Raw genomic sequence first — 18,238 nt, 5'->3', positions numbered from 1 at the left:
TGAATTCACCCGTATGAGCAGGGAATCGGTTGAGTCGTCACACGGCGGCTACGCTCCGGGGATGGACACCAGGCGCCTGCTCCGCATCTTCGCCACTGCGCTCGGCACTGCCGGCCTCCTCGTCTCCGGCTGCAGCAGCGGAAGTTCGGCGCCGAGCGCGTCGGCGACGGGTTCGGCCGCCGCCGAGGAGCTCGAGCCGTACTACGGGCAGAAGCTGCGCTGGCGGGACTGCGGGGTGGAGGGCTTCCAGTGCACCACGATGAAGGCCCCGCTCGACTACGCGAAGCCCGACGGCGGGGACGTCAAGCTGGCCGTCTCGCGCAAGAAGGCCACCGGGCCGGGCAAGCGGATCGGTTCGCTTCTGGTCAACCCGGGCGGCCCCGGAGGCTCGGCCGTCGGCTACCTCCAGGGATACGCCGCCATCGGCTACCCCGCCCCGGTCCGCGCCCGGTACGACATGGTGGCCATCGACCCGCGCGGAGTGGCCCGCAGCGAACCGGTCGAGTGCCTCACCGGCAAGGAGATGGACGCCTACACGCAGGTCGACCAGACTCCGGACGACAAGGGCGAGATCACCGAGCTGAACAAGTCCTTCAAGAAGTTCGCCGACGGCTGCGCGAAGCGCTCCGGGAAGATCCTTCCGCATGTGTCCACGGTCGAGACGGCGCGTGACATGGACATCCTCCGGTCCCTGCTCGGCGACGAGAAGCTGAACTACGTCGGCGCCTCGTACGGGACGTTCCTCGGTGCGACCTACGCCGATCTGTTCCCCGCCAGGGCGGGGCGTCTCGTCCTGGACGGGGCGATGGACCCCTCGCTCCCCGCGGTCGACATCAACCGCGATCAGACCGCCGGTTTCGAGACGGCCTTCCAGTCGTTCGCCGCGGACTGCGTGAAGCAGGCCGACTGCCCGCTCGGCACCAAGTCCACCGCGGCCGCGGCGACCGCCCTGAAGAAGCTCTTCGGCGATCTGGACTCCGAGCCCGTGCCGACCGGCGAGACCCGGAAGCTGACCGAATCCCTGGCGACCACGGGTGTGATCGCCGCCATGTACGACGAGGCCGCATGGCCCCAGCTCCGCGAGGCCGTCGCCTCGGCTCAGCGCGGTGACGGCTCAGGCCTCCTCGCCCTGGCCGACAGCTACTACGAGCGCGAGCCGAGCGGCAAGTACGCCAATCTGATGGCCGCCAACGCCGCCGTGAACTGCCTCGACCTGGCCCCCGCCTTCGCCGGCCCCGCAGAGGCGGAGAAGGCGGTCCCGGAGTTCGAGAAGGTCTCCCCGGTCTTCGGCAGGGGCTTCGCCTGGGCCGCGCTGAACTGTGGATCCTGGCCCGTGGACCCCACCGGCACCCCGCACCGCACCGAGGCGGAGGGTGCCGACCCGATCGTCGTGGTCGGCACCACCCGGGACCCGGCCACCCCGTACAAGTGGGCCGAGTCCCTCGCGGAGCAGCTCTCCTCCGGCACTTTGCTGACCTACGAGGGCGACGGGCACACGGCGTACGGCCGGGGCAGCGACTGCGTCGACACGGCGGTCAACACCTACCTGCTGGACGGCACGCCGCCCAAGGACGGTAAGAAGTGCACCTGACCTGCGGATACGGCAGCGGCGCCGGGCGGTACGGAGCACCCCCGGAAACTGTGTAGACTTGGCGTCGCTGCTGACCGCACCATGGTGCGACAGAGCGTGCCGCCTTAGCTCAGTTGGCCAGAGCAACGCACTCGTAATGCGTAGGTCTCGGGTTCGAATCCCGAAGGCGGCTCTGTGGAAGCCTCAGGACTCACTCGCCGTGACCTGGGGCTTTTGCTTTTTCCGGGTTCTTCGACAGGGCCCCTGCGCGTGTCGCCGCGCTGTTCGTGGTCCCACTCCGGGGCCTCGGGCTGAGGAGCGTCGCCAGCATGCCGAGCGCCAGCAGTGCGGCGCAGGTGTAGCCGTCCGGACAGGTCGGAGGCCGACGCCGTGAAGAACGTCGACGTCAGAATCGCGATGCCGAGTGCGGAGCTGCGTGCGTAAGCCCCAGGTCCCCCTGTGACCTGGGGCTTACGTGCGCCGAGCAGGCGCGGGCACCGGCCGCCGGCTAGAACGGCGTCAGTGTCAGCCGCGCCCCCGTGGGCGCGGTGTCCTGGATGTACGAGGCGAAGTCGGCCACGTCGTCGAAGGCGAAGCCGTACGCCTTGCCGTCCAGCGTCGCCGCGTGGATGGCCTTCGAGTAGTGGTTGGTCAGCGACGAGGCCCGGTAGAAGCCGGCCGGGTCCGTGGTGGGCTGGGCCGGATCGCTGACCAGGGTCGAGCGGTTGAAGCCCGCGCCCAGGACAGCGGCGACGGGGCCGGTCGTGCCGTCGTTGGGGGCGGCCAGGTTCCCGTCGCAGAAGAGCACGTCGCGGGTGGTCGGCCGGCTGAACGAGACCTGAGCGGGGCCGTCGAACACGAACCGGTCACCGCGGACCCGGCCCGTGAAGGCTCCCGCGTTGGTGGTCACGGTGAGGTCCTTGCCCGTGTAGGTGCTCCACACCTCGTCGATGTACGGGGCGAAGTAATCCTTGTCGAAGATCCCCGCGTCCAGGCCGTGGCCGGGCGCGATGATGCGCCGGTCGTCCACCACCAGGGGCGCGAACTCCGGGATCTCACTGACCGCCGCGAAGGCCTGCGCCCGTCCGCCGTCGCGCAGGGTGCCGATGGTCCGGTCCTCGGAGCCGGTCAGACCGATGCTCAGGGGAACACTGAACATGTCGACCATGGTGGTGTTGCAGTACATCCCGGAGGAGTTGTACGTGAACTCCGCGCAGTCGTGCAGCACGGAGTAGTTGGGGTCCGAGGCCACCCATCCCGCGGGGTACTGGAGGGCGGCGACACCGTTGCCGTCCGCCACCGCCTTGAACTTCAGCTTGTCGCCCAGGGCGATGTAGATCCTGCCGGACATGTACGGCAGCGACAGCTTGGTCTCACCGCTGCCGGACAGGGCGATGGCGTAGTCGGTGAAGCCGTCCGCGCCGTTGTCCGACAGGGATATCGGGGCCAGCGCGCCCTCAGGGGTGACCCGGACCTGTTTGCCGTCCTGATTGCCCACGATATAGACGTGCACAGAGGAGTTGGCGTACGAGCCCGAGTTGTTGACGATGGTCAGCGGGAGCGCGCCGGCGGGCTTCGTGCCGGCGCCGTCCGGGTCGGCCGTGGCGAGGGCGTGCGGGGCGATCACGGCGATGGCGGGGGCGGCGACAGCGGCTCCGGCCAGGGCGGTGATCAGCTTGCGGCGGGAGAGGTCGCGCTGGTGACGGGAAGTCATGTGGGGGCTCTTCCTTCGTACAAGTAGGTGGCGGGGCTCCGGTGGTCAGCCGACGGCCCACTTCTGGCCGGCCGCGCCGGTGCAGGTCCAGATCTGGAGCCGCGTGCCGTCGGCCGAGGAGCCGCCCGTGGCGTCGAGGCACTTGTCCGCCCCGGTGTTGGTCAGGTCACCGGCCTGGGTGTGGACCCATTTCTGTGCTCCGGTCCCGTTGCAGGTGTAGAGCTGGACGGCTGCTCCGTCGGCGGTGGAACCGCCCCGCACGTCCAGGCACTTGCCGAAGGCGCGTACGGATCCGTCGGCGGCCGGGGTCCATTTCTGGGCGTCGACGCCGTTGCAGCCGTGCAGCTGGATCGGCGTGCCGTCGGCGTCCGAGGCGCCGGCGACATCGACGCACATGCCGCCGATGCCCTTGATCGGGCCGGCCGTACCCGAGCCGCCGCCGGGACCGTCCGAGGCGGAGACCCGTACGTAGTCGACGGTCATGGTCTGGGGGAGGGCGGTGGAACCGTCCGGGCTGCCGGGCCAGTTACCGCCCACGGCCAGGTTCAGGACGATGAAGAAGGGGTGGTCGAAGACCCACTTGTTGCCGTTCACATCGGCGGGGGTGCGCGTCTGGTAGGTCTGACCGTCCACCGACCAGACCAGGGCGTTCGGGCTCCAGTCCACCGCGAAGGTGTGGAAGTCGTCGGCGAAGGCCCGGCCGCCCGGCAGGCTGTACGACGCCCCGATGCCGGCGCCGCCGGAGTAGCCGGGACCGTGGATGGTGCCGTGGACGGTACCGGGCTCCTTGCCGACGTTCTCCATGATGTCGATCTCGCCGCTGTTCGGCCATCCCACGCTGCCGAGGTCGTCGCCGAGCATCCAGAAGGCCGGCCAGATCCCCTGGCCGCGCGGAATCTTGATCCGGGCCTCGTAGCGGCCGTACGCCTGGGTGAAGGTCTTCGCGGTGTTCAGCCTGGCGGAGGTGTACTGGCAGGTGCCGTACCAGCACTGGAGGCCGGAGTCGCCGTTCCGGTGAGCGGTGATCACCAGATTGCCGTTGCCGTCCAGGGACGCGTTCCGGGTGCTGTCCGTGTAGTACTGCAGCTCGTTGTTGCCGTTGCCCGAACCCCCCTTTTCCAGAGTCCACTTCGAGGAGTCCGGCGCACTGCCGGCGGCGCCGTCGAACTCGTCGGCCCATGTCTGCGCGGCGGCGTCGGCCCGGGGGGTGCCCGGTCCGGTGGTGGTGAGGAGGAACGCGGCGACGAGGGCGGCGGAGAGCAGGAGAACCAGCCCGACGGGTGACCATCTGCGTGCGCGGTGAGAGGCCATGGTCTGCGTACCTTTTCTGTGGGGGAGAGCAGGACACGGAGCCGGCGGACAGGGAGGTGCGGGAGCGATCTGAGAGCGCTCTCGTCCTGCGGAGTGCGCCGCCGACGGAGCTCGATGGTACGCAGATCCCTCGGTCCGGCAACCGGGCGTACGGCGATGAAAACGCCCTGGCCTGCGGTTACTTGAACGGCTGTCGCGAGGTGCGGTTCGCTTAAGACGCTTTTAATTCGGCCTTAAGCCCGAAGCCCCGTTAGCCTCCCGTGGATGGGCTTCACCAACTTCGCGCGCAAGGTCCGCGACCCCTCGCTGCCGTACGGGCACCGGGTGGTCGCGCTCCGCTCCTGCGCGCAGTTGTACCGGCCGATCGGCTTCGAGGCGACGGTGAGCTATCTCGCCCACAAGGCCGGCCCCTTCCGTGAGGACGAGGAAGCACTGCTGCGAGCCCTGGGTGTGATCGAGGCCAGCCGGGCCGTGTGGCAGGTGGAGCTGCGGGCGTACGCGGCGGCGCGGGCGGAGGCGAAACGTCGCGGCCTTCGCGCTCCGGGCCCCCGCGAGCGCAATCCGAACAGTCCGGAGTACTGGTACGGGGCACGGCGTGAGGCGGCCCTGCACGCCGTGGGCCATTGGCGCGCAAGGCTGCGGAGTGCGGGTCTCACCGGCGAGCTGAGCCGCACCGTGGATCTCTGTGCCGCCGACTGCCTGGAGAGCGGGGGCGTGCAGGGCGAGCGGGAGCGAGCTCGTCTGGCGGTCTGCGCCGATGCGCTGGAGCGACGCATGGAGCCGCCCGCCCACCGGGACGACGCGGCCACGTATTTTCATCACCGCGACCTGCTGCGTGTGGTGAGGCTCATAGGCATGGCGGCGCGAACCGATGACGAGGACCAGGGGGCGGACGGGCATGACTGAAGGTGTGGCGACTGCAGATGACGCGGGAAGCCTGCCCGGGCCGCTCGTCGGTCCCGAGTGGCTCGCGGTGCGGCGGGCGGCCGGTGGGCTCGTGGTCCTCGACGCCTCTGTGGGTGCGCACCGTGCGACGGAGCGGCGGATCCCCGGGGCGCGGCGCTTCGACATCGACGGGGTGATGTCCGACCACGCCGTGCCACTGCCGCACACGATGCCCGCTGCCCGGCGCTTCACCGAGGAGATGCGCGCCCTGGGCGTCGACGGTACCGACACCGTCGTCGTCTATGACGCCGCCGGTGTCTACTCCAGTGCCCGCGCCTGGTGGATGCTGCGCGCCATGGGCTTCGGCCGGGTCGCGGTGCTCGACGGCGGCCTGCCCGCGTGGACCGCGGCCGGACTGCCGGTGGAGGAGGGTGGTGCGCCCGGAGGCGCCGGGCGCACCGGTGACTTCACCGCCCGCCCCCGTGAGGGGATGCTGGTCGGCAGCGGTGCGGTGACGGCCGCCCTGGCGGACCCGGGATCGGCTGTCCTCGACGCACGCACCCGGGAGCGCTTCGCCGGCACGGTGGCCGAGCCTCGGCCGGGGCTGCGGCGGGGCCACATGCCGGGGGCGCTGAACCTGCCGTTCGGGGAGATCCAGCGTGACGGCAGGATGCTCCCGGCCCGCGAACTGCGCGCGGTGTTCGGCGCGTTGCTCGGGGAGCGGGAACGTCTGGTCGTCAGCTGCGGATCGGGCGTCACCGCCTGCGTCCTCGCGCTGGGCGCCGAACTCGCGGGATACAGCGAGGTGTCCGTGTACGACGGATCGTGGAGCGAGTGGGGCCTGCCGTCCGGACTCCCCGTCACGACAGGCGCGTAGGAACTCTTGCGCACGAGTGCCCGGAGGGTGCCGCAGAGGAATGAGTGCTGTGGCCCGCGGGGCCTGAGTATGCGCGCGCATGCCGCGGGGAGCCGGCCCCCGCAGAGTGGAGGCACGTACCCCGCACGTGCTGAAAGGCAGCCGCGCATGTTCCCCGCACTCCCCGCTCCCGCCTCCGCGGCGCCCGCACCCCGCCCTCGCCCCGCCACGACGGGCCAGGTCCTCCTGGTCGCCCTGATCTGGTCCGTGCCCCTTGCCGCGCTGTTCTTCCTCGGGTTCCTGGTGCTGATGGTGTCGGTGTGGAGTGCTGCCTCCGGGGAGTCCCCCGTGTCGTTCCTGCTGGGCGCCGCCGGGGTGCTCGCCGCGGGAGCGGCCGTACTGACCGGCCTGTACCGCTCCCCTCCCTTGCGCCGCATGACCCCGATGGGCCGGCTGTCCCTGCTCGGCGCGATGGTGTGGCCGTTCCCGGTGGTCACCCTGGCGTACGCGCTCAACGGCTGACCGGCGCCGGGTTACTCCCGGGCGCCCGCCACCTCCACCGGCCTCGTACGCAGTGCCACGAGCGCGGGCAGTACGGCGGAGACCGCGGCCGCGAGGGCACACGCGGCCAGGACCTGGACGAGGGCGGTCCACGGGACGATCACCGGGGAGCTCACCGAGAGGAGCTCCAGGGCGCTCTTCACCCCCAGGAGGTTCAGCCCGGCCACCGCCCCTCCCAGGACCGCGCCGACGGCCACCACGACCAGCGCTTCGACCGCCACCAGCCGGAGTACCTGCGGTTTCGTGGCCCCGGTGAGGCGGAGCACCGCCAGGTCGCGTACCCGGTCGGAAGTGGCCATGACCAGGGTGTTCGCCAGGGCGATCCCTGTGTACAGCAGGGCGATGCCCAGGATGAGCAGCAGGCCCGCCCGGGTGTTGCCCCCGGTGCGCGGGTGGTGCGCGGCCACCCACGCGTCCCGTGTCATGACCGGGGTGCCGGTGTCCCGCCCGGCCTTCTCCAGGAGAGCGTGGACGGCCGAACGGTCGGCTCCCTCACGGAGCTTGACGTCGATGCGGTCGACGGCGGCCCCGGCCGCGTTCGCCGGGGTCACGTACACCCCGTTGCTTCCGGTGCCGGTCCGCATCACGGCAGCGACGCGGAGCGACACCTCACGGCCGTCGCCGAGCCAGACGCGCACGCGCCGCCCCACCGTCCGTGTCTCCCACTCCTCGTTGACGACGATGGAGTCGTCGTCCAGGTCCGTGATCCGGCCTGCGACGAGGGGCAGACGGGCGGTCGCCGCCAGGGCGGCCGGCTCCGCCGCCCGTGCCTCCGACCTGATGAGCGCGGTGCCTTCCTCGAGGACGGTGACCCCGGTGGTGCGGGAGGCACCGGCCACGGCCCCGGGCACGTTCCGTACGCGCTGCACGAAGCGCGGGTCCAGCGGGCCGTCACCGCCGGCCACGTAGTCGGCGCCGGAGACCGAGGCCGCCGCCTCGGTGGCCTCTGCCTCGTTGATCGTGGCGACGGTGCCCAGCAGCGAACCCGCCAGGGCGACGGTGATCATGACGGGTGCGGCGACCGCGGCGGTGCGGCGCACGGCGGTGTACGCGTTCTGCCGGGCCAGCAGACCGGTGGCGCCCGGCAGCCGGGCGGGGAGCCAGGTGAGCAGGCGCGTCATCGGACGCACCGCGAGCGGCGAGAGCAGCGCGCAGCCGACGATGATCCACATGGGCTGCAGGATGTATGTCTTCCGCTTGAGTACGTCCCCGGGGTCGGTCAGCAGGGACCAGCCCAGCAGCCCGAGACCGGTCAGCAGGACGGTGGCGCCCAGCAGCAGGCGGCTCGGCAGCATCCTTCCGGCGTCCACGGCCGCGTCGCGGAGTGCCTCCACGGGGCGGATCCGGCCCGCCCGGCGGGAGGAGACGGCGGCCCCGGCGAGCGCCACGGCCAGGCCGGTCCAGAAGGCGGTGTGCAGCGGCCACGTCGCGTCGCCGACGGCGAACCAGTCCGGGGCGAGGCCCCCCTCGGCCAGCCGGCCGGCCAGCACGGGTGCGGCGGCAGCGCCCAGCAGACAGCCCGCGGCCGAGGCCAGGGCGCCGATCAGGAGCGCCTCCACGACGACCGTGCGCCGCACCTGACCGGGCGTGGCGCCCGCCGTGCGGAGCAGCCCGAACTCCCTTCTGCGCTGGGCCACCGCGAAGGAGAACGTCGACGCGACGACGAAGACCGAGACGAAACCGGTGATGCCGGCCGCCGTGCCGAGCAGCGCGTTGACGGCGGTCAGGGCCTCGCTGTCCCGGTCGGGATCGGCGTCCGCCCGGCGCCGGTCGTCGCCGGTCAGGACACTCATGCCGGGGAAGGTCCCGGTCAACTGCCGTACGGCGTCCGCGTCGGCGTGCACGGCAACCGCGTCGACGGAGGGGTGGATGCGGGCGGCCTCGGCGTCGGTGAAGAAGACCACTGTCTCGAAGCCGGCGTCCGCCACCGTGCCGACGACCGTCCGTGTTCCGGTGCCGGCCTCGGCACCGGGGACGGCGACCCGGACCCGGTCGCCGGCCCGGACACCGGCGTCCGCCGTGACGACGACCTCGCCCGCCACGGCCGGCGCCCGGCCGGAAGTGACGCGGTAGGGGGTGGCGGCGGCGACGGACCACGGATGTCCCACGGCCCCCTCGCCGGCCAGACGGACGGGAAACGTTCGGTCCTCCGCCGTCGGCCCCAGCGCGGAGAGCCCGTCTGCCAGGCTTGGCGGCACCGGTCGCGGGTCGGTGAGCCGGGTCGTACGCTCCCCGATCGACGTGGCGACCCGGAGGGTGTCCGACGGCGCCACCACGACCGGTGCCGCGGCGAAGCGTTCCGGGGTGCGCTTCGGGGCGTCGAAGGTGGCCGCGAGCGCCAGGCCTGTCATGGCGATCAGCCCGACACCCAGGGCGAGTGCGACGAAGGAGCCGACGAAGGTGACCCAGCGGGTCCGCATCGAGCGCAGGGCGGAGGTCAGCACGGGGCCACCGCCAGGGCGGTCATGCGCGCGGCGATCTCTCCGGCGGCCGGGTCCCGCAGCTCGTCCCGTATCGATCCGTCGGCCAGGAACACCACACGGTCCGCGTAGGAGGCGGCCACCGGGTCGTGCGTCACCATGATCACCGTCTGGCCGCCGTCGGCCATCGACCGCAGCAGCCCCAGGACCTCCTGGCCCGTACGGGAATCGAGCGCCCCGGTCGGTTCGTCGCCGAACAGGACCGCGGGCCGGGTGACCAATGCCCGTGCCAGGGCGACACGTTGCTGCTGACCGCCGGAGAGCTCGGTGGGCCGGTGGCGGGCCCGGGAGCCGAGGCCGACCCGCTCCAGCACCTCGCGTACCTCGGCGCGCCGGGGTCTGCGGCCCGCGAGCCGGAGCGGGAGCGCCACGTTCTGCTCGGCGGTGAGGGCCGGCAGCAGGTTGAAGGCCTGGAAGACGAATCCGATCCGCTCGCGGCGCAGCAGCGTGAGCCTCCGCTCGCTCAGACCGGTCATCTCCGTGTCCCCGAGGAACACCCGGCCGGACGTGGGCCGGTCGAGGCCGGCCGTGCACTGGAGGAGCGTCGACTTACCCGAACCTGACGGTCCCATGATCGCGGTGAAGGAGCCCCGGGGAATGGTGAGACTGACTCCGTCCAGCGCGGTGACCGCGTCGGTGGCCTTCCCGAAGGACCGGGTGACGGTGTCGAGCCGTACGGCTGCGGGTCGTTGATTCATGGGTTCGATCCAACCGGCGGCGCCCGCCGCCCACATCGCAGCGAGGAGGAGTCCTGGGGGTGGAGCCAGCTCCACCCCCGGCCCCCCGCCCACTGGGTGGTGGAGACCGGCCCGCGCTGTCTACGGTGCGGTCCATGAGCTCACCGACCCTCCGGCAGGCCCTCGTGCGGCGCCGATATCTCCTCGGCGCCTGGCCGTGGCGTGCGGCGCTGTACCTGCTGAGCAGCGTCCCGGCGGGGCTGGCCCTCCTCGTGTCCGTCCTCCTGCTGGCCGTGGTGGGCGGCGCCCTGGCCCTGGTGCTCATCGGCCTGCCGCTGCTGCTGACGCTCGCCCTCATCGGTATCCCGGTGGCCGCGGCCGAACGCCGCAGGCTACGGCTGATCGACCCCGCCCCCCTCGGTGATCCGCACCGGGCGCCGATGGGCGCCGGTCTGCCGGCATGGCTCCGTACGCGGCTCCGGGAGCAGGCCACCTGGCGGGAGTTGGGGTACGCGCTGCTGTTCGCCGGGGTGCTCTGGCCGCTGGAGGGCCTGCTCGTCGGGGGCGTACTGGCGGTCTGCGGGGGGCTGCTGGCGACGCCGGTCGTCATGGCGGCGGTCACCGGCGGCGAGGAGGTGCGCGTACTGAAGCTCTATCTGGCCGACTCGTATCCCCAGGCCTTCGCGCTCGCCCTGCTCGGGCTGGTCCTGCTGCCGCTCCTGGCCTATCCGCTCGGGTGGGCGGCGGTGGCGCGCGCGGCACTGACCCGGGCGCTGCTGTCCTCGGCGGCCGACGGGCTTGACGCCCGCATCGAGGAGCTGGGCCGCTCCCGGATGCGGCTGGTGGACGCCTTCGAGGCGGAGCGCCGCCGGATCGAGCGCGATCTGCACGACGGGGCGCAGCAGCGTCTCGTCGCCCTCTCGATGACGCTCGGGCTCGCCAGGCTGGAGAGCCCGGCCGAACCGCTGGGCGGACTGCTGGCCAAGGCACACGAGGAGGCGGGGGAAGCCCTCGTGGAGATCAGGGAACTCATCCGGGGCATCCACCCCCAGGTCCTCACCGACCGGGGGCTGGCCGCGGCGGTCGAGGACGTCGCCGACCGCTCGGCCGTACCCGTCGATGTGGACCTCGACATACCCGAGCGGCTGCCTCAGCCGGTGGAGACGGCCGTGTACTTCGCCCTCTGCGAAGCGCTGGCCAACGTGGCCAAGCACAGTGGGGCGGACCGGGCGTGGGTGACGGGCCGGGACGACGGCGAGCGGCTGACCGTCGAGGTGCGGGACGACGGGGCCGGAGGCGCGGCGACCACCGGAGGGACCGGGCTCCAGGGGGTCGCCGACCGGCTCTCCGTGCTGGACGGACGGCTGCTACTGTCCAGCCCGGCCGGGGGCCCGACGGTGCTCCGGCTGGACGTCCCCCGGGTCCCCGCTCACCTGGTCGAATGAGGGTTTGATGCTGCGCATCGTGCTGGCCGAGGACAGTGTGCTCCTGAGGGAGGGCCTCGTAGGCCTGCTGGAGAGGTTCGGCCACCAGGTGGTGGCATCCGTCGGCACCGCCGGCGAACTCACCGAGGCCGTCGCCGAACACGGCCCGGACATCGTGGTGACCGACGTGCGGATGCCGCCCGGCTTCTCCGACGAGGGCCTCCGCGCCGCCGTGTCCCTGCGGGAGACCCGGCCCCGGCTGCCCGTCCTGGTCCTCAGCCAGTACGTCCAGCGGGCCTACGCCGAGGAGTTGCTCGACTCCTGCGACGGCGAGGGAGTGGGCTACCTCCTCAAGGAACGTGTCGGGAAGGTGGAGGAGTTCGTCGACGCGCTCCAGCGGGTCGCCGAGGGCGGAACGGTCGTCGACCCGGAAGTGGTGCGTCAGCTCCTGAGGCACCGGCGTGACCCGCTGTCGCGGCTGACCGCGCGGGAGCGGGAGGTGCTGGCCCTGATGGCGGAGGGCCGGTCGAACGCCTCGGTGGCCGAGGCGCTGACGGTCAGTGAGGGCACGGTCAGCAAGCACTTCGGCTCGATCCTCACCAAGCTGGACCTGTCCCTGACCGACGCGACGAACCGCCGGGTCCTCGCGGTGCTGGCCTACCTGCGGAAGTGACCCGCTCCCGGACGCCGACGGGCCGCCGGCGGGAGCGCCGTCAGCCCGCCAGCGAGGCGACCAGCTCCGCCGCCTCGTCCAGGACCGCCGTCTCGTGCGCGGTGAGCTGCGGATCCGCCGCGCGCAGGGCGGTGGCGCGGGCGAGGGCGTCGGCGGGCACGCCGCCGTCGTCCGCGAACCGGGAGAGCAGCGCCGCCAGCAGCTCCCGGAGCTGAGCGCCGGCGGGGAACGACGGATCGAGGGCGACCTGGGCCAGGATCACCGATGTCATGGCCCGGTCCAGCGCGGGCGGGCCCTCGCCGGCCGTCAGCCAGTCGATCACCATGGGGCCGTCGGGGGTCATGATGACGTTCTCCGGGTGCAGGTCCAGGTGGAGGATCCGGTCCTCGGGGTCCTGGGAGAGCCGTGGAGGGATCGCGTGCAGCTCCCGCAGGAGACGCGCCAGCAGCTCGGCGGCCTCGCCTTCGGCGACTGCGCCCGTCATGAGCGCCTCGGCCAGTGTCGGCCCGGTCAGCCGTTGCATCACCAGATCCGCGGGGTGCGCCTCCTCGGCCGGCGGACCGATGCGGGGGACGGGGTAGCCCGAGGCCGAGAGATACGACATCACGGCCAGTTCACCGGTGGCGTCGATGCCGTCGCGGTAGCGGCGCAGGACCCAGGGGCCGTCGAGTGCGTACACGTCGGCGGTGCGTCCCGAGCCCAGGAGTGGGCCTATATGCATGAGGGGAAACCTACCCGTGCCGTCGCGCCCGGGGGAGTCACCAGCGCATGCGAACGTCCTCGGCCCAGCCCAGCAGCTGCTCAACGGCGATCTCGGCCCCGTCGTCGGTGCGGATCCTGCCGTTGTAGTGCCCGAAGCGCTGGTCGGTGCGGTTGGCGATCAGACCGACGTCCGTGTGCACGGCCCGGTTGTGGAACGGGGTGAACGTCAGGTCCACCTGGCCGGACGAGGGCGTACGGAGGGTCCAGGGCGCCAGTGGGTCGGAGACGGACCACTGCCAGTCCAGCTCCTCGCCGATCTTGGTGAGCCGGCCGTCCACACAGAGGCCGTTCTCGGTGGAGCCGGTGCCTTCCGTCCAGCGTCCGCCGAACTGGAGGCCGACCGTGTGCCCGTCCGCGCGGCCGGACGCGGCGCCCCAGCTCCAGTCGACCGTACGTGGCCAGCGCCCGCGGCCGTGGTCCAGGACGGCCCAGGTGTCGTCCCCGCCGAACGTCAGGAGATCGTTGCCGATCCGCACCCGGCCGGAGGCGGGGAGCGCCGTGTGCTTGGAGGTGTACTGGAAGCGCTGCTCGCTCCACGGCACGACCACGGAGAGCGACTCGTGTCCTTCCGGCCGTGACACCAGGAGGCCGACCTCCAGCGGCAGCCGCTCCGGGGTCAGACAGCGGGCCCGGAGCCTCGTGCCGGCGTTCTCGTCACGGATCTCGATGCGCACCTTGCCGCCGGTCGGGCGGGCGGGGCCGACGACCACGTCCTCGGAGCCCGGGGCCCCGGCGACGGTGTCGGGGAGGTGGACGCCCCGGCCGACGGGGACGATCGAGGAGCACTCGAACTCACGCCCTCCGGGGCCGAATTCCAGCACGTAGACCGTGTTCAGCGCCAGGAAGTCGAGGTCGCTCACGGTCAGGGCCACCAGATGGGTGGGCGTGGTCACGCACCAGTACTCCCACCGCTTCGTCCTGCCCCAGCCGCGCAGATTGGCCCGGTGCAGCGGCTTCCTGGACCAGCCGACCGCCGCCGGATTCAGGCTGCCGTCGGACAGACAGAGGTCGACGGGCTCGGTGATCTCGTGCTCGTGCGTCGCCATGGCCGGAGCCTATAGCGGTGCGGCGCCCCGCCCAGGCACGGCTCCGGGCGCGCCCCATAACGCGGTGGTAGGGGGCGGACGGGATCTCCTGTCCGGGCCCGCGCGCGGCTACGTTTTCGGCAGTTCGCCACCCGGGCTCCGCTCCCCCGGAGCCCGACGCCCCCCGAACACAAGGAGAGTGACGTGGAGACAACCGTGCTCCGCAGACGCGCGTCCGCCGCAGGAGCCGCCGCCGTGGCGGTGGGCGCGCTCGCCCTCGCCGGCCTGACCGGTGTCGCCTCGGCCGACCAGGCGGGCGGCGCCGTGCCCGCCGCCGACCAGCTCTCGCCGGGACTGATCGAAGCCATGAGCCGTGATCTCGGACTCGATGCCGACGAGGCCAGGACCCGGATGGCGGAGGAGTACCGGGCGGCCGCCGTAGCGGTGGCGCTGGAGAAGTCCCTCGGCGCGGACTTCGCCGGAGCCCGGCTGAGCGACGGGGCCGCCGTCCTCGTCGTCGCCACCACCGACCGCGCCGACGTCGGCCGTATCACCGCCGCGGGAGCACGCGCGGAGGTCGTCGGCCACAGCCTGGACCGCCTCGAAGCCGCCAAGGCGGCGCTGGACGCGGTGGCGTTCGACAAGGCACCGAAGGACGTGCCGTCCTGGTACGTCGACGTCCGTACGAACCGTCTGGTCGTCAACGCCGGCCGTACGTCGGCGGCGGACAGCTTCCTGGCGGAGGCGGGGGTCTCCCGCGCTCTCGTGCGGGTCGACCGCTCCGCCGAACAGCCCCGCGCCTACGCGGATCTGCGCGGCGGCGACGCGTACTACATGAACGGCACGGGCCGCTGTTCCATAGGTTTCCCCGTCAAGCGAGGCGCGCAGAACGGCTTCGTCACCGCAGGGCACTGCGGAACGCCGGGCGTCACCACCACCGGGGCCAACCAGCAGGCCCAGGGCTCCTTCCAGGGCTCAACCTTCCCCGGCCGTGACTACGCCTGGGTCGCCACCAACGCCAACTGGACGCCCCGCGCCCTGGTGAACGGATATGGGAACGGCGATGTGACCGTCACCGGATCCACCCAGGCCGTGGTGGGTTCCTCGGTCTGCCGCTCCGGTTCCACGACGGGCTGGCACTGCGGCACGATCCAGCAGCACGGCAGCAGCGTCACCTACCCGGAGGGCACCATCTCCGGCGTGACCCGCACCAGTGTCTGCGCCGAACCAGGCGACTCCGGCGGCTCGTTCATCTCGGGCAGCCAGGCGCAGGGCGTCACCTCCGGCGGCTCCGGAAACTGCTCCCAGGGCGGTACGACGTACTACCAGCCGGTCAACCCTGCGCTCGCCGCCTACGGGCTGACCCTCGTCACCAGCGGCACGCCGACCGACCCGCCCACCGATCCGACCGACCCGCCGACCGACCCGGGCGGCACCTGGGCCGCGGGGTCTACGTACGCCGCCGGTGCGGTGGTGACGTACGGCGGTGCGAGCTACCGCTGTCTGCAGGGCCACCAGGCGCAGGCAGGCTGGCAGCCGCCGAACGTGCCCGCGCTCTGGCAGCGGATCTGACGGCCTCCGCGCACGAGCCACGTGGCCGAGGCTCACGAGACATGCGTCCGAGGAAACCCCGTACACCGAGGAAGCAGCCATGACCGAGAGTTCATCCTCCGAGGCCGGCCCTCCCGGCCGCCCGATCAGCCGCAAGAACCTCCTGCGGGCCGCCGTCGCGGCGAGCGCGGTGCCCCTGATCGCGGGCGGGGGTATCGCCCTGGCCCGTGACACCGGCGCCGACGGTGCCCCCCTGGCACTCACGCCGGCCTGCGACGACGGGGACGATCCGACCCCCGAGCAGATGGAGGGGCCCTACTTCAAGCCGGACTCCCCGCTCCGGACCAGCCTGGTGACATCCGGCACCCCCGGCACTCCGCTCACCGTCAGCGGTTATGTGTTCGGCAGGGCCTGCAAGCCACTGACGGGCGTGCTCCTCGACTTCTGGCAGGCGGACGCCGGCGGGGCGTACGACATGAACGGGTTCGCCTTCCGCGGGCACCAGTTCACCGACGCGAACGGGGCCTTCACTCTCACCACGGTGGTGGCGGGCCTGTATCCCGGGCGCACCCGGCACATCCATGTGAAGGCCCAGGCGCCGGGGCGCCCCGTGCTGACCACCCAGCTCTACTTCCCGGGTGAGCCGCGGAACGCCACCGACGCCCTCTACGACCCTGCGCTGCTGATGAACGTGCGCACCGCGGGGTCCGGGCGGCAGGGCACCTTCGACTTCGTGCTCGACGTCGCCCAGCAGCCGGACCCGACCGGTCCGCCCACCGGCCCGCCCACCGATCCGCCGGGGGGCACCTGGACGGCGGGGACCTCCTACCGGGCCGGTGACCGGGTGACCTACGACGGCGTCTCCTTCCGCTGTCTGCAGGCACACTCGGCCATCGCCGGGTGGGAACCGCCGCTGGTCCCCGCGCTGTGGGAGCGCGGGTAGACACGCGGCAGCGGCCCGGACCGGGACTCCGTCCCCGGTCCGGGCTTCCGGCCGCCGCCGTCCGGGGCGGCCCTTCACAGGTGTCGCTCCGACGCCGCTACTTCGCGTCCGAATAGCGCTCGACGACCGCCGTGCTGAACGGGAACCGCACCGGTGTCTCCCCGAACGTGACGCGGCCCGCCAGCTCCCCGGCCTCACGGATCGCCTCCACCACCGCGGGCGCTTCCCCGGCGGGGCAGTGCACGATCACCTCGTCGTGCTGGAAGAACACCAGTTCCGCCCGCATCCCCGCGGCGGTGAGCCTCTGCCGGAGCGCCGCAAGGAGCAGCAGCGCCCAGTCCGCCGCGCTTCCCTGCACCACGAAATTGCGGGTGAAGCGGCCCCGCGCCCGGGCGTTCGGCGAGGCGTAGCCCGGGGTGAAGCCGTATGTGCCGCTGCCCTCCCCGGCCGGCGTCTCCTCGCTCTCCTGCGGGATGCCGGCCTCCTCGTCCTCTCCCGCGCCGGCGGCGGGCGGGCTCGTGCGTCCCAGCCAGGTGCGGACGAGGCGGCCCTCCTCGCCGGCCTTCGCCGCGTCGTCGACGTAGGCGACGGCGTGCGGGAACCGTCGCCGCAGCGCCGCCAGGTTCTTCAGGCCGTCGCCCGAGGTCTGCCCGTAGATCGCGCCCAGCAGTGCGATCTTGGCGTGGTCGCGGTCGCCGTGGAACGCGCGGTCGGACAGGGCCTTGTAGAGGTCGCCCTCGTGCCCGGCCACCTCCATCAGGCCCCGGTCGCGGGAGATCGCGGCCAGCACCCGGGGCTCCATCTGGTCGGCGTCCGCCACCACCAGCCGCCAGCCCTCGTCGGCGACGACCGCCTGGCGTATCACCTTGGGAATCTGCAGCGCCCCGCCGCCGTTGGTCGTCCAGCGTCCGCTGACCGTGCCTCCCGGCTGGTACTCGGGGCGGAAGCGGCCCTCGCGCACCCAGTCCTGGAGCCAGCTCCAGCCGTGGGCCGTCCAGACGCGGTACAGCTTCTTGTAGCGGATCAGCGGCTCCACCGCCGGGTGGTCGAGCTCCTCCAGCTCCCACCGCCGGGTCGACCTGACCTTGATACCGGCCTGCGCGAACGCCTTCACGACATCGGCCGGCAGGTCGGGGCGCACCCGTCTGCCGAAGGCGGCCGACACCTCCTCCGCGGCCTCGGCCAGTCTCCGGGGCTCGCCGCCGCCCGCGTAGCGCTCGCCGAGCAGGTCGTCCAGCACCTCTCGGTGCACGTCGGCGCGCCAGGGGAGCCCGGATCTGTTCATCTCGGCGGCGACCAGCATGCCCGCGGACTCGGCGGCCGTGAGCAGCCGCATCCTGCCGGGGTGCTCCGTCGCCTCATGACGGCGCAGCTGCTCGGCGTAGACCTCGAGCAGCGCTTCGAACGGCAGATCGGTGCCGGAACGCGGCTCGAAGAGGGAGGACTGGGAGCCGGGCTCCGCCGAGCGGGGCGGCGGATCGGGCGGCACCGGCGCACGGCGCAGCCGGGCCCAGGCCGCCGCCGCGGAGCGGGGCTCCCCGAGCCGTCCCTCGTGGCCGAGCAGCAGCAGCTCGGCGCACTCGATGTCGTAGCACCGCTCGACCCGCACGCCCGCGGCGAGCAGCCGGGGGTAGATCCCGGCGGTCGAGCGCCAGACCCAGCGGGCCACCCCGGGCCGGGAGCGGACGGACTCGGCGAGGTCGGGCTCGGCCAGGACGGGACCGGCGGGCAGGCCGTCGCGCGTCAGCGGCGCGAGGAGTGCGCCGCCTCCTTCCGCGGTGGCCAGAGCCCAACGTTCGGTCATGG

The 18,238-nt window shown here is 72.5% G+C and carries 15 protein-coding genes and 1 tRNA gene; 9 read left to right on the top strand and 7 right to left on the bottom strand.

The genetic code is table 11. The annotated features are described in order from the left end of the window. The first annotated feature begins 61 nt into the window (after positions 1 to 61). Positions 62 to 1,591, top strand: a complete 1,530-nt coding sequence (locus OG379_RS18130) for an alpha/beta hydrolase (RefSeq protein ID WP_405664059.1) — start codon at positions 62 to 64, stop codon at positions 1,589 to 1,591. 98 nt (positions 1,592 to 1,689) lie between these two features. Beyond that, positions 1,690 to 1,763 (top strand) — tRNA-Thr (locus tag OG379_RS18125). 315 nt (positions 1,764 to 2,078) lie between these two features. On the opposite strand, the gene OG379_RS18120 is transcribed toward OG379_RS18125, so the two are convergent. Beyond that, positions 2,079 to 3,284 carry a beta-1,3-glucanase family protein gene (locus OG379_RS18120; RefSeq protein WP_405664057.1) on the bottom strand — a complete coding sequence of 402 codons (1,206 nt, stop codon included), beginning with the start codon at positions 3,282 to 3,284 and terminating at the stop codon, positions 2,079 to 2,081. Between the two features lie 45 nt (positions 3,285 to 3,329). Then, positions 3,330 to 4,595, bottom strand: a complete 1,266-nt coding sequence (locus OG379_RS18115; RefSeq protein WP_405664055.1) for a family 16 glycosylhydrolase — start codon at positions 4,593 to 4,595, stop codon at positions 3,330 to 3,332. Between the two features lie 264 nt (positions 4,596 to 4,859). Here OG379_RS18115 and OG379_RS18110 point away from each other — a divergent pair, with 264 nt between their 5' ends. The 3 genes from OG379_RS18110 to OG379_RS18100 all read left to right on the top strand — a co-directional run bounded on the left by OG379_RS18110 (position 4,860) and on the right by OG379_RS18100 (position 6,858). Next, complete coding sequence (locus OG379_RS18110; RefSeq protein WP_405664052.1) at positions 4,860 to 5,501, top strand: hypothetical protein; 642 nt, start codon at positions 4,860 to 4,862, stop codon at positions 5,499 to 5,501. Next, complete coding sequence (locus tag OG379_RS18105) at positions 5,494 to 6,357, top strand: sulfurtransferase (protein WP_405664049.1); 864 nt, start codon at positions 5,494 to 5,496, stop codon at positions 6,355 to 6,357. Before OG379_RS18110 ends, OG379_RS18105 begins: the two co-directional genes overlap by 8 nt. Positions 6,358 to 6,504: 147 nt before the next feature. Then, a complete protein-coding gene (locus OG379_RS18100) occupies positions 6,505 to 6,858 on the top strand; it encodes a hypothetical protein (RefSeq protein ID WP_405664046.1) in 354 nt (117 codons plus the stop codon). An 11-nt stretch (positions 6,859 to 6,869) separates the two neighbouring features. On the opposite strand, the gene OG379_RS18095 is transcribed toward OG379_RS18100, so the two are convergent. Both OG379_RS18095 and OG379_RS18090 read right to left on the bottom strand, forming a co-directional pair. Next, entirely contained in the window at positions 6,870 to 9,341 is a 2,472-nt protein-coding gene (locus OG379_RS18095) for an FtsX-like permease family protein (RefSeq protein WP_405664044.1), read from the bottom strand. After that, positions 9,335 to 10,075, bottom strand: coding sequence for an ABC transporter ATP-binding protein (locus tag OG379_RS18090; protein ID WP_405664042.1), 741 nt, complete (start codon positions 10,073 to 10,075; stop codon positions 9,335 to 9,337). The genes OG379_RS18095 and OG379_RS18090 overlap by 7 nt, the downstream gene beginning before the upstream one ends. Before the next feature lie 134 nt (positions 10,076 to 10,209). Between OG379_RS18090 and OG379_RS18085 the strand changes: the two genes are divergently transcribed. Together OG379_RS18085 and OG379_RS18080 are read left to right on the top strand one after the other, a co-directional pair. Continuing rightward, positions 10,210 to 11,499: a sensor histidine kinase gene (locus OG379_RS18085; protein ID WP_405664040.1), complete on the top strand. Its 1,290-nt coding sequence runs from the start codon at positions 10,210 to 10,212 to the stop codon at positions 11,497 to 11,499. 7 nt (positions 11,500 to 11,506) lie between these two features. After that, complete coding sequence (locus tag OG379_RS18080) at positions 11,507 to 12,151, top strand: LuxR C-terminal-related transcriptional regulator (protein WP_405664038.1); 645 nt, start codon at positions 11,507 to 11,509, stop codon at positions 12,149 to 12,151. Positions 12,152 to 12,191: 40 nt separating this feature from the next. Here the strand turns inward: OG379_RS18080 and OG379_RS18075 are convergent, their stop codons facing one another. Both OG379_RS18075 and OG379_RS18070 read right to left on the bottom strand, forming a co-directional pair. Further along, positions 12,192 to 12,872 (bottom strand): phosphotransferase, encoded by a 681-nt coding sequence (locus OG379_RS18075; protein ID WP_405664035.1) that lies wholly within the window; start codon positions 12,870 to 12,872, stop codon positions 12,192 to 12,194. A 37-nt stretch (positions 12,873 to 12,909) separates the two neighbouring features. Beyond that, positions 12,910 to 13,959: a DUF2804 domain-containing protein gene (locus OG379_RS18070; protein WP_405664033.1), complete on the bottom strand. Its 1,050-nt coding sequence runs from the start codon at positions 13,957 to 13,959 to the stop codon at positions 12,910 to 12,912. A gap of 183 nt (positions 13,960 to 14,142) precedes the next feature. Here OG379_RS18070 and OG379_RS18065 point away from each other — a divergent pair, with 183 nt between their 5' ends. After that, on the top strand, positions 14,143 to 15,510 hold the full coding sequence (locus tag OG379_RS18065; RefSeq protein WP_405664031.1) for an alpha-lytic protease prodomain-containing protein: 1,368 nt from the start codon (positions 14,143 to 14,145) through the stop codon (positions 15,508 to 15,510). Positions 15,511 to 15,589: 79 nt separating this feature from the next. Next, complete coding sequence (locus OG379_RS18060; RefSeq protein ID WP_405664029.1) at positions 15,590 to 16,432, top strand: carbohydrate-binding protein; 843 nt, start codon at positions 15,590 to 15,592, stop codon at positions 16,430 to 16,432. Positions 16,433 to 16,529: 97 nt separating this feature from the next. On the opposite strand, the gene OG379_RS18055 is transcribed toward OG379_RS18060, so the two are convergent. Then, the gene (locus tag OG379_RS18055; RefSeq protein WP_405664027.1) at positions 16,530 to 18,236 is read right to left on the bottom strand and encodes a bifunctional 3'-5' exonuclease/DNA polymerase; all 1,707 of its coding nucleotides are present in this window, start codon (positions 18,234 to 18,236) and stop codon (positions 16,530 to 16,532) included. Positions 18,237 to 18,238: the final 2 nt, after the last annotated feature.

Source organism: Streptomyces sp. NBC_01166, from assembly GCF_045039765.1.
Lineage (GTDB): Bacteria > Actinomycetota > Actinomycetes > Streptomycetales > Streptomycetaceae > Streptomyces.
Note: the sequence above shows the minus strand (reverse complement) of the source record. Positions and strands in the feature narration are given on the sequence as shown.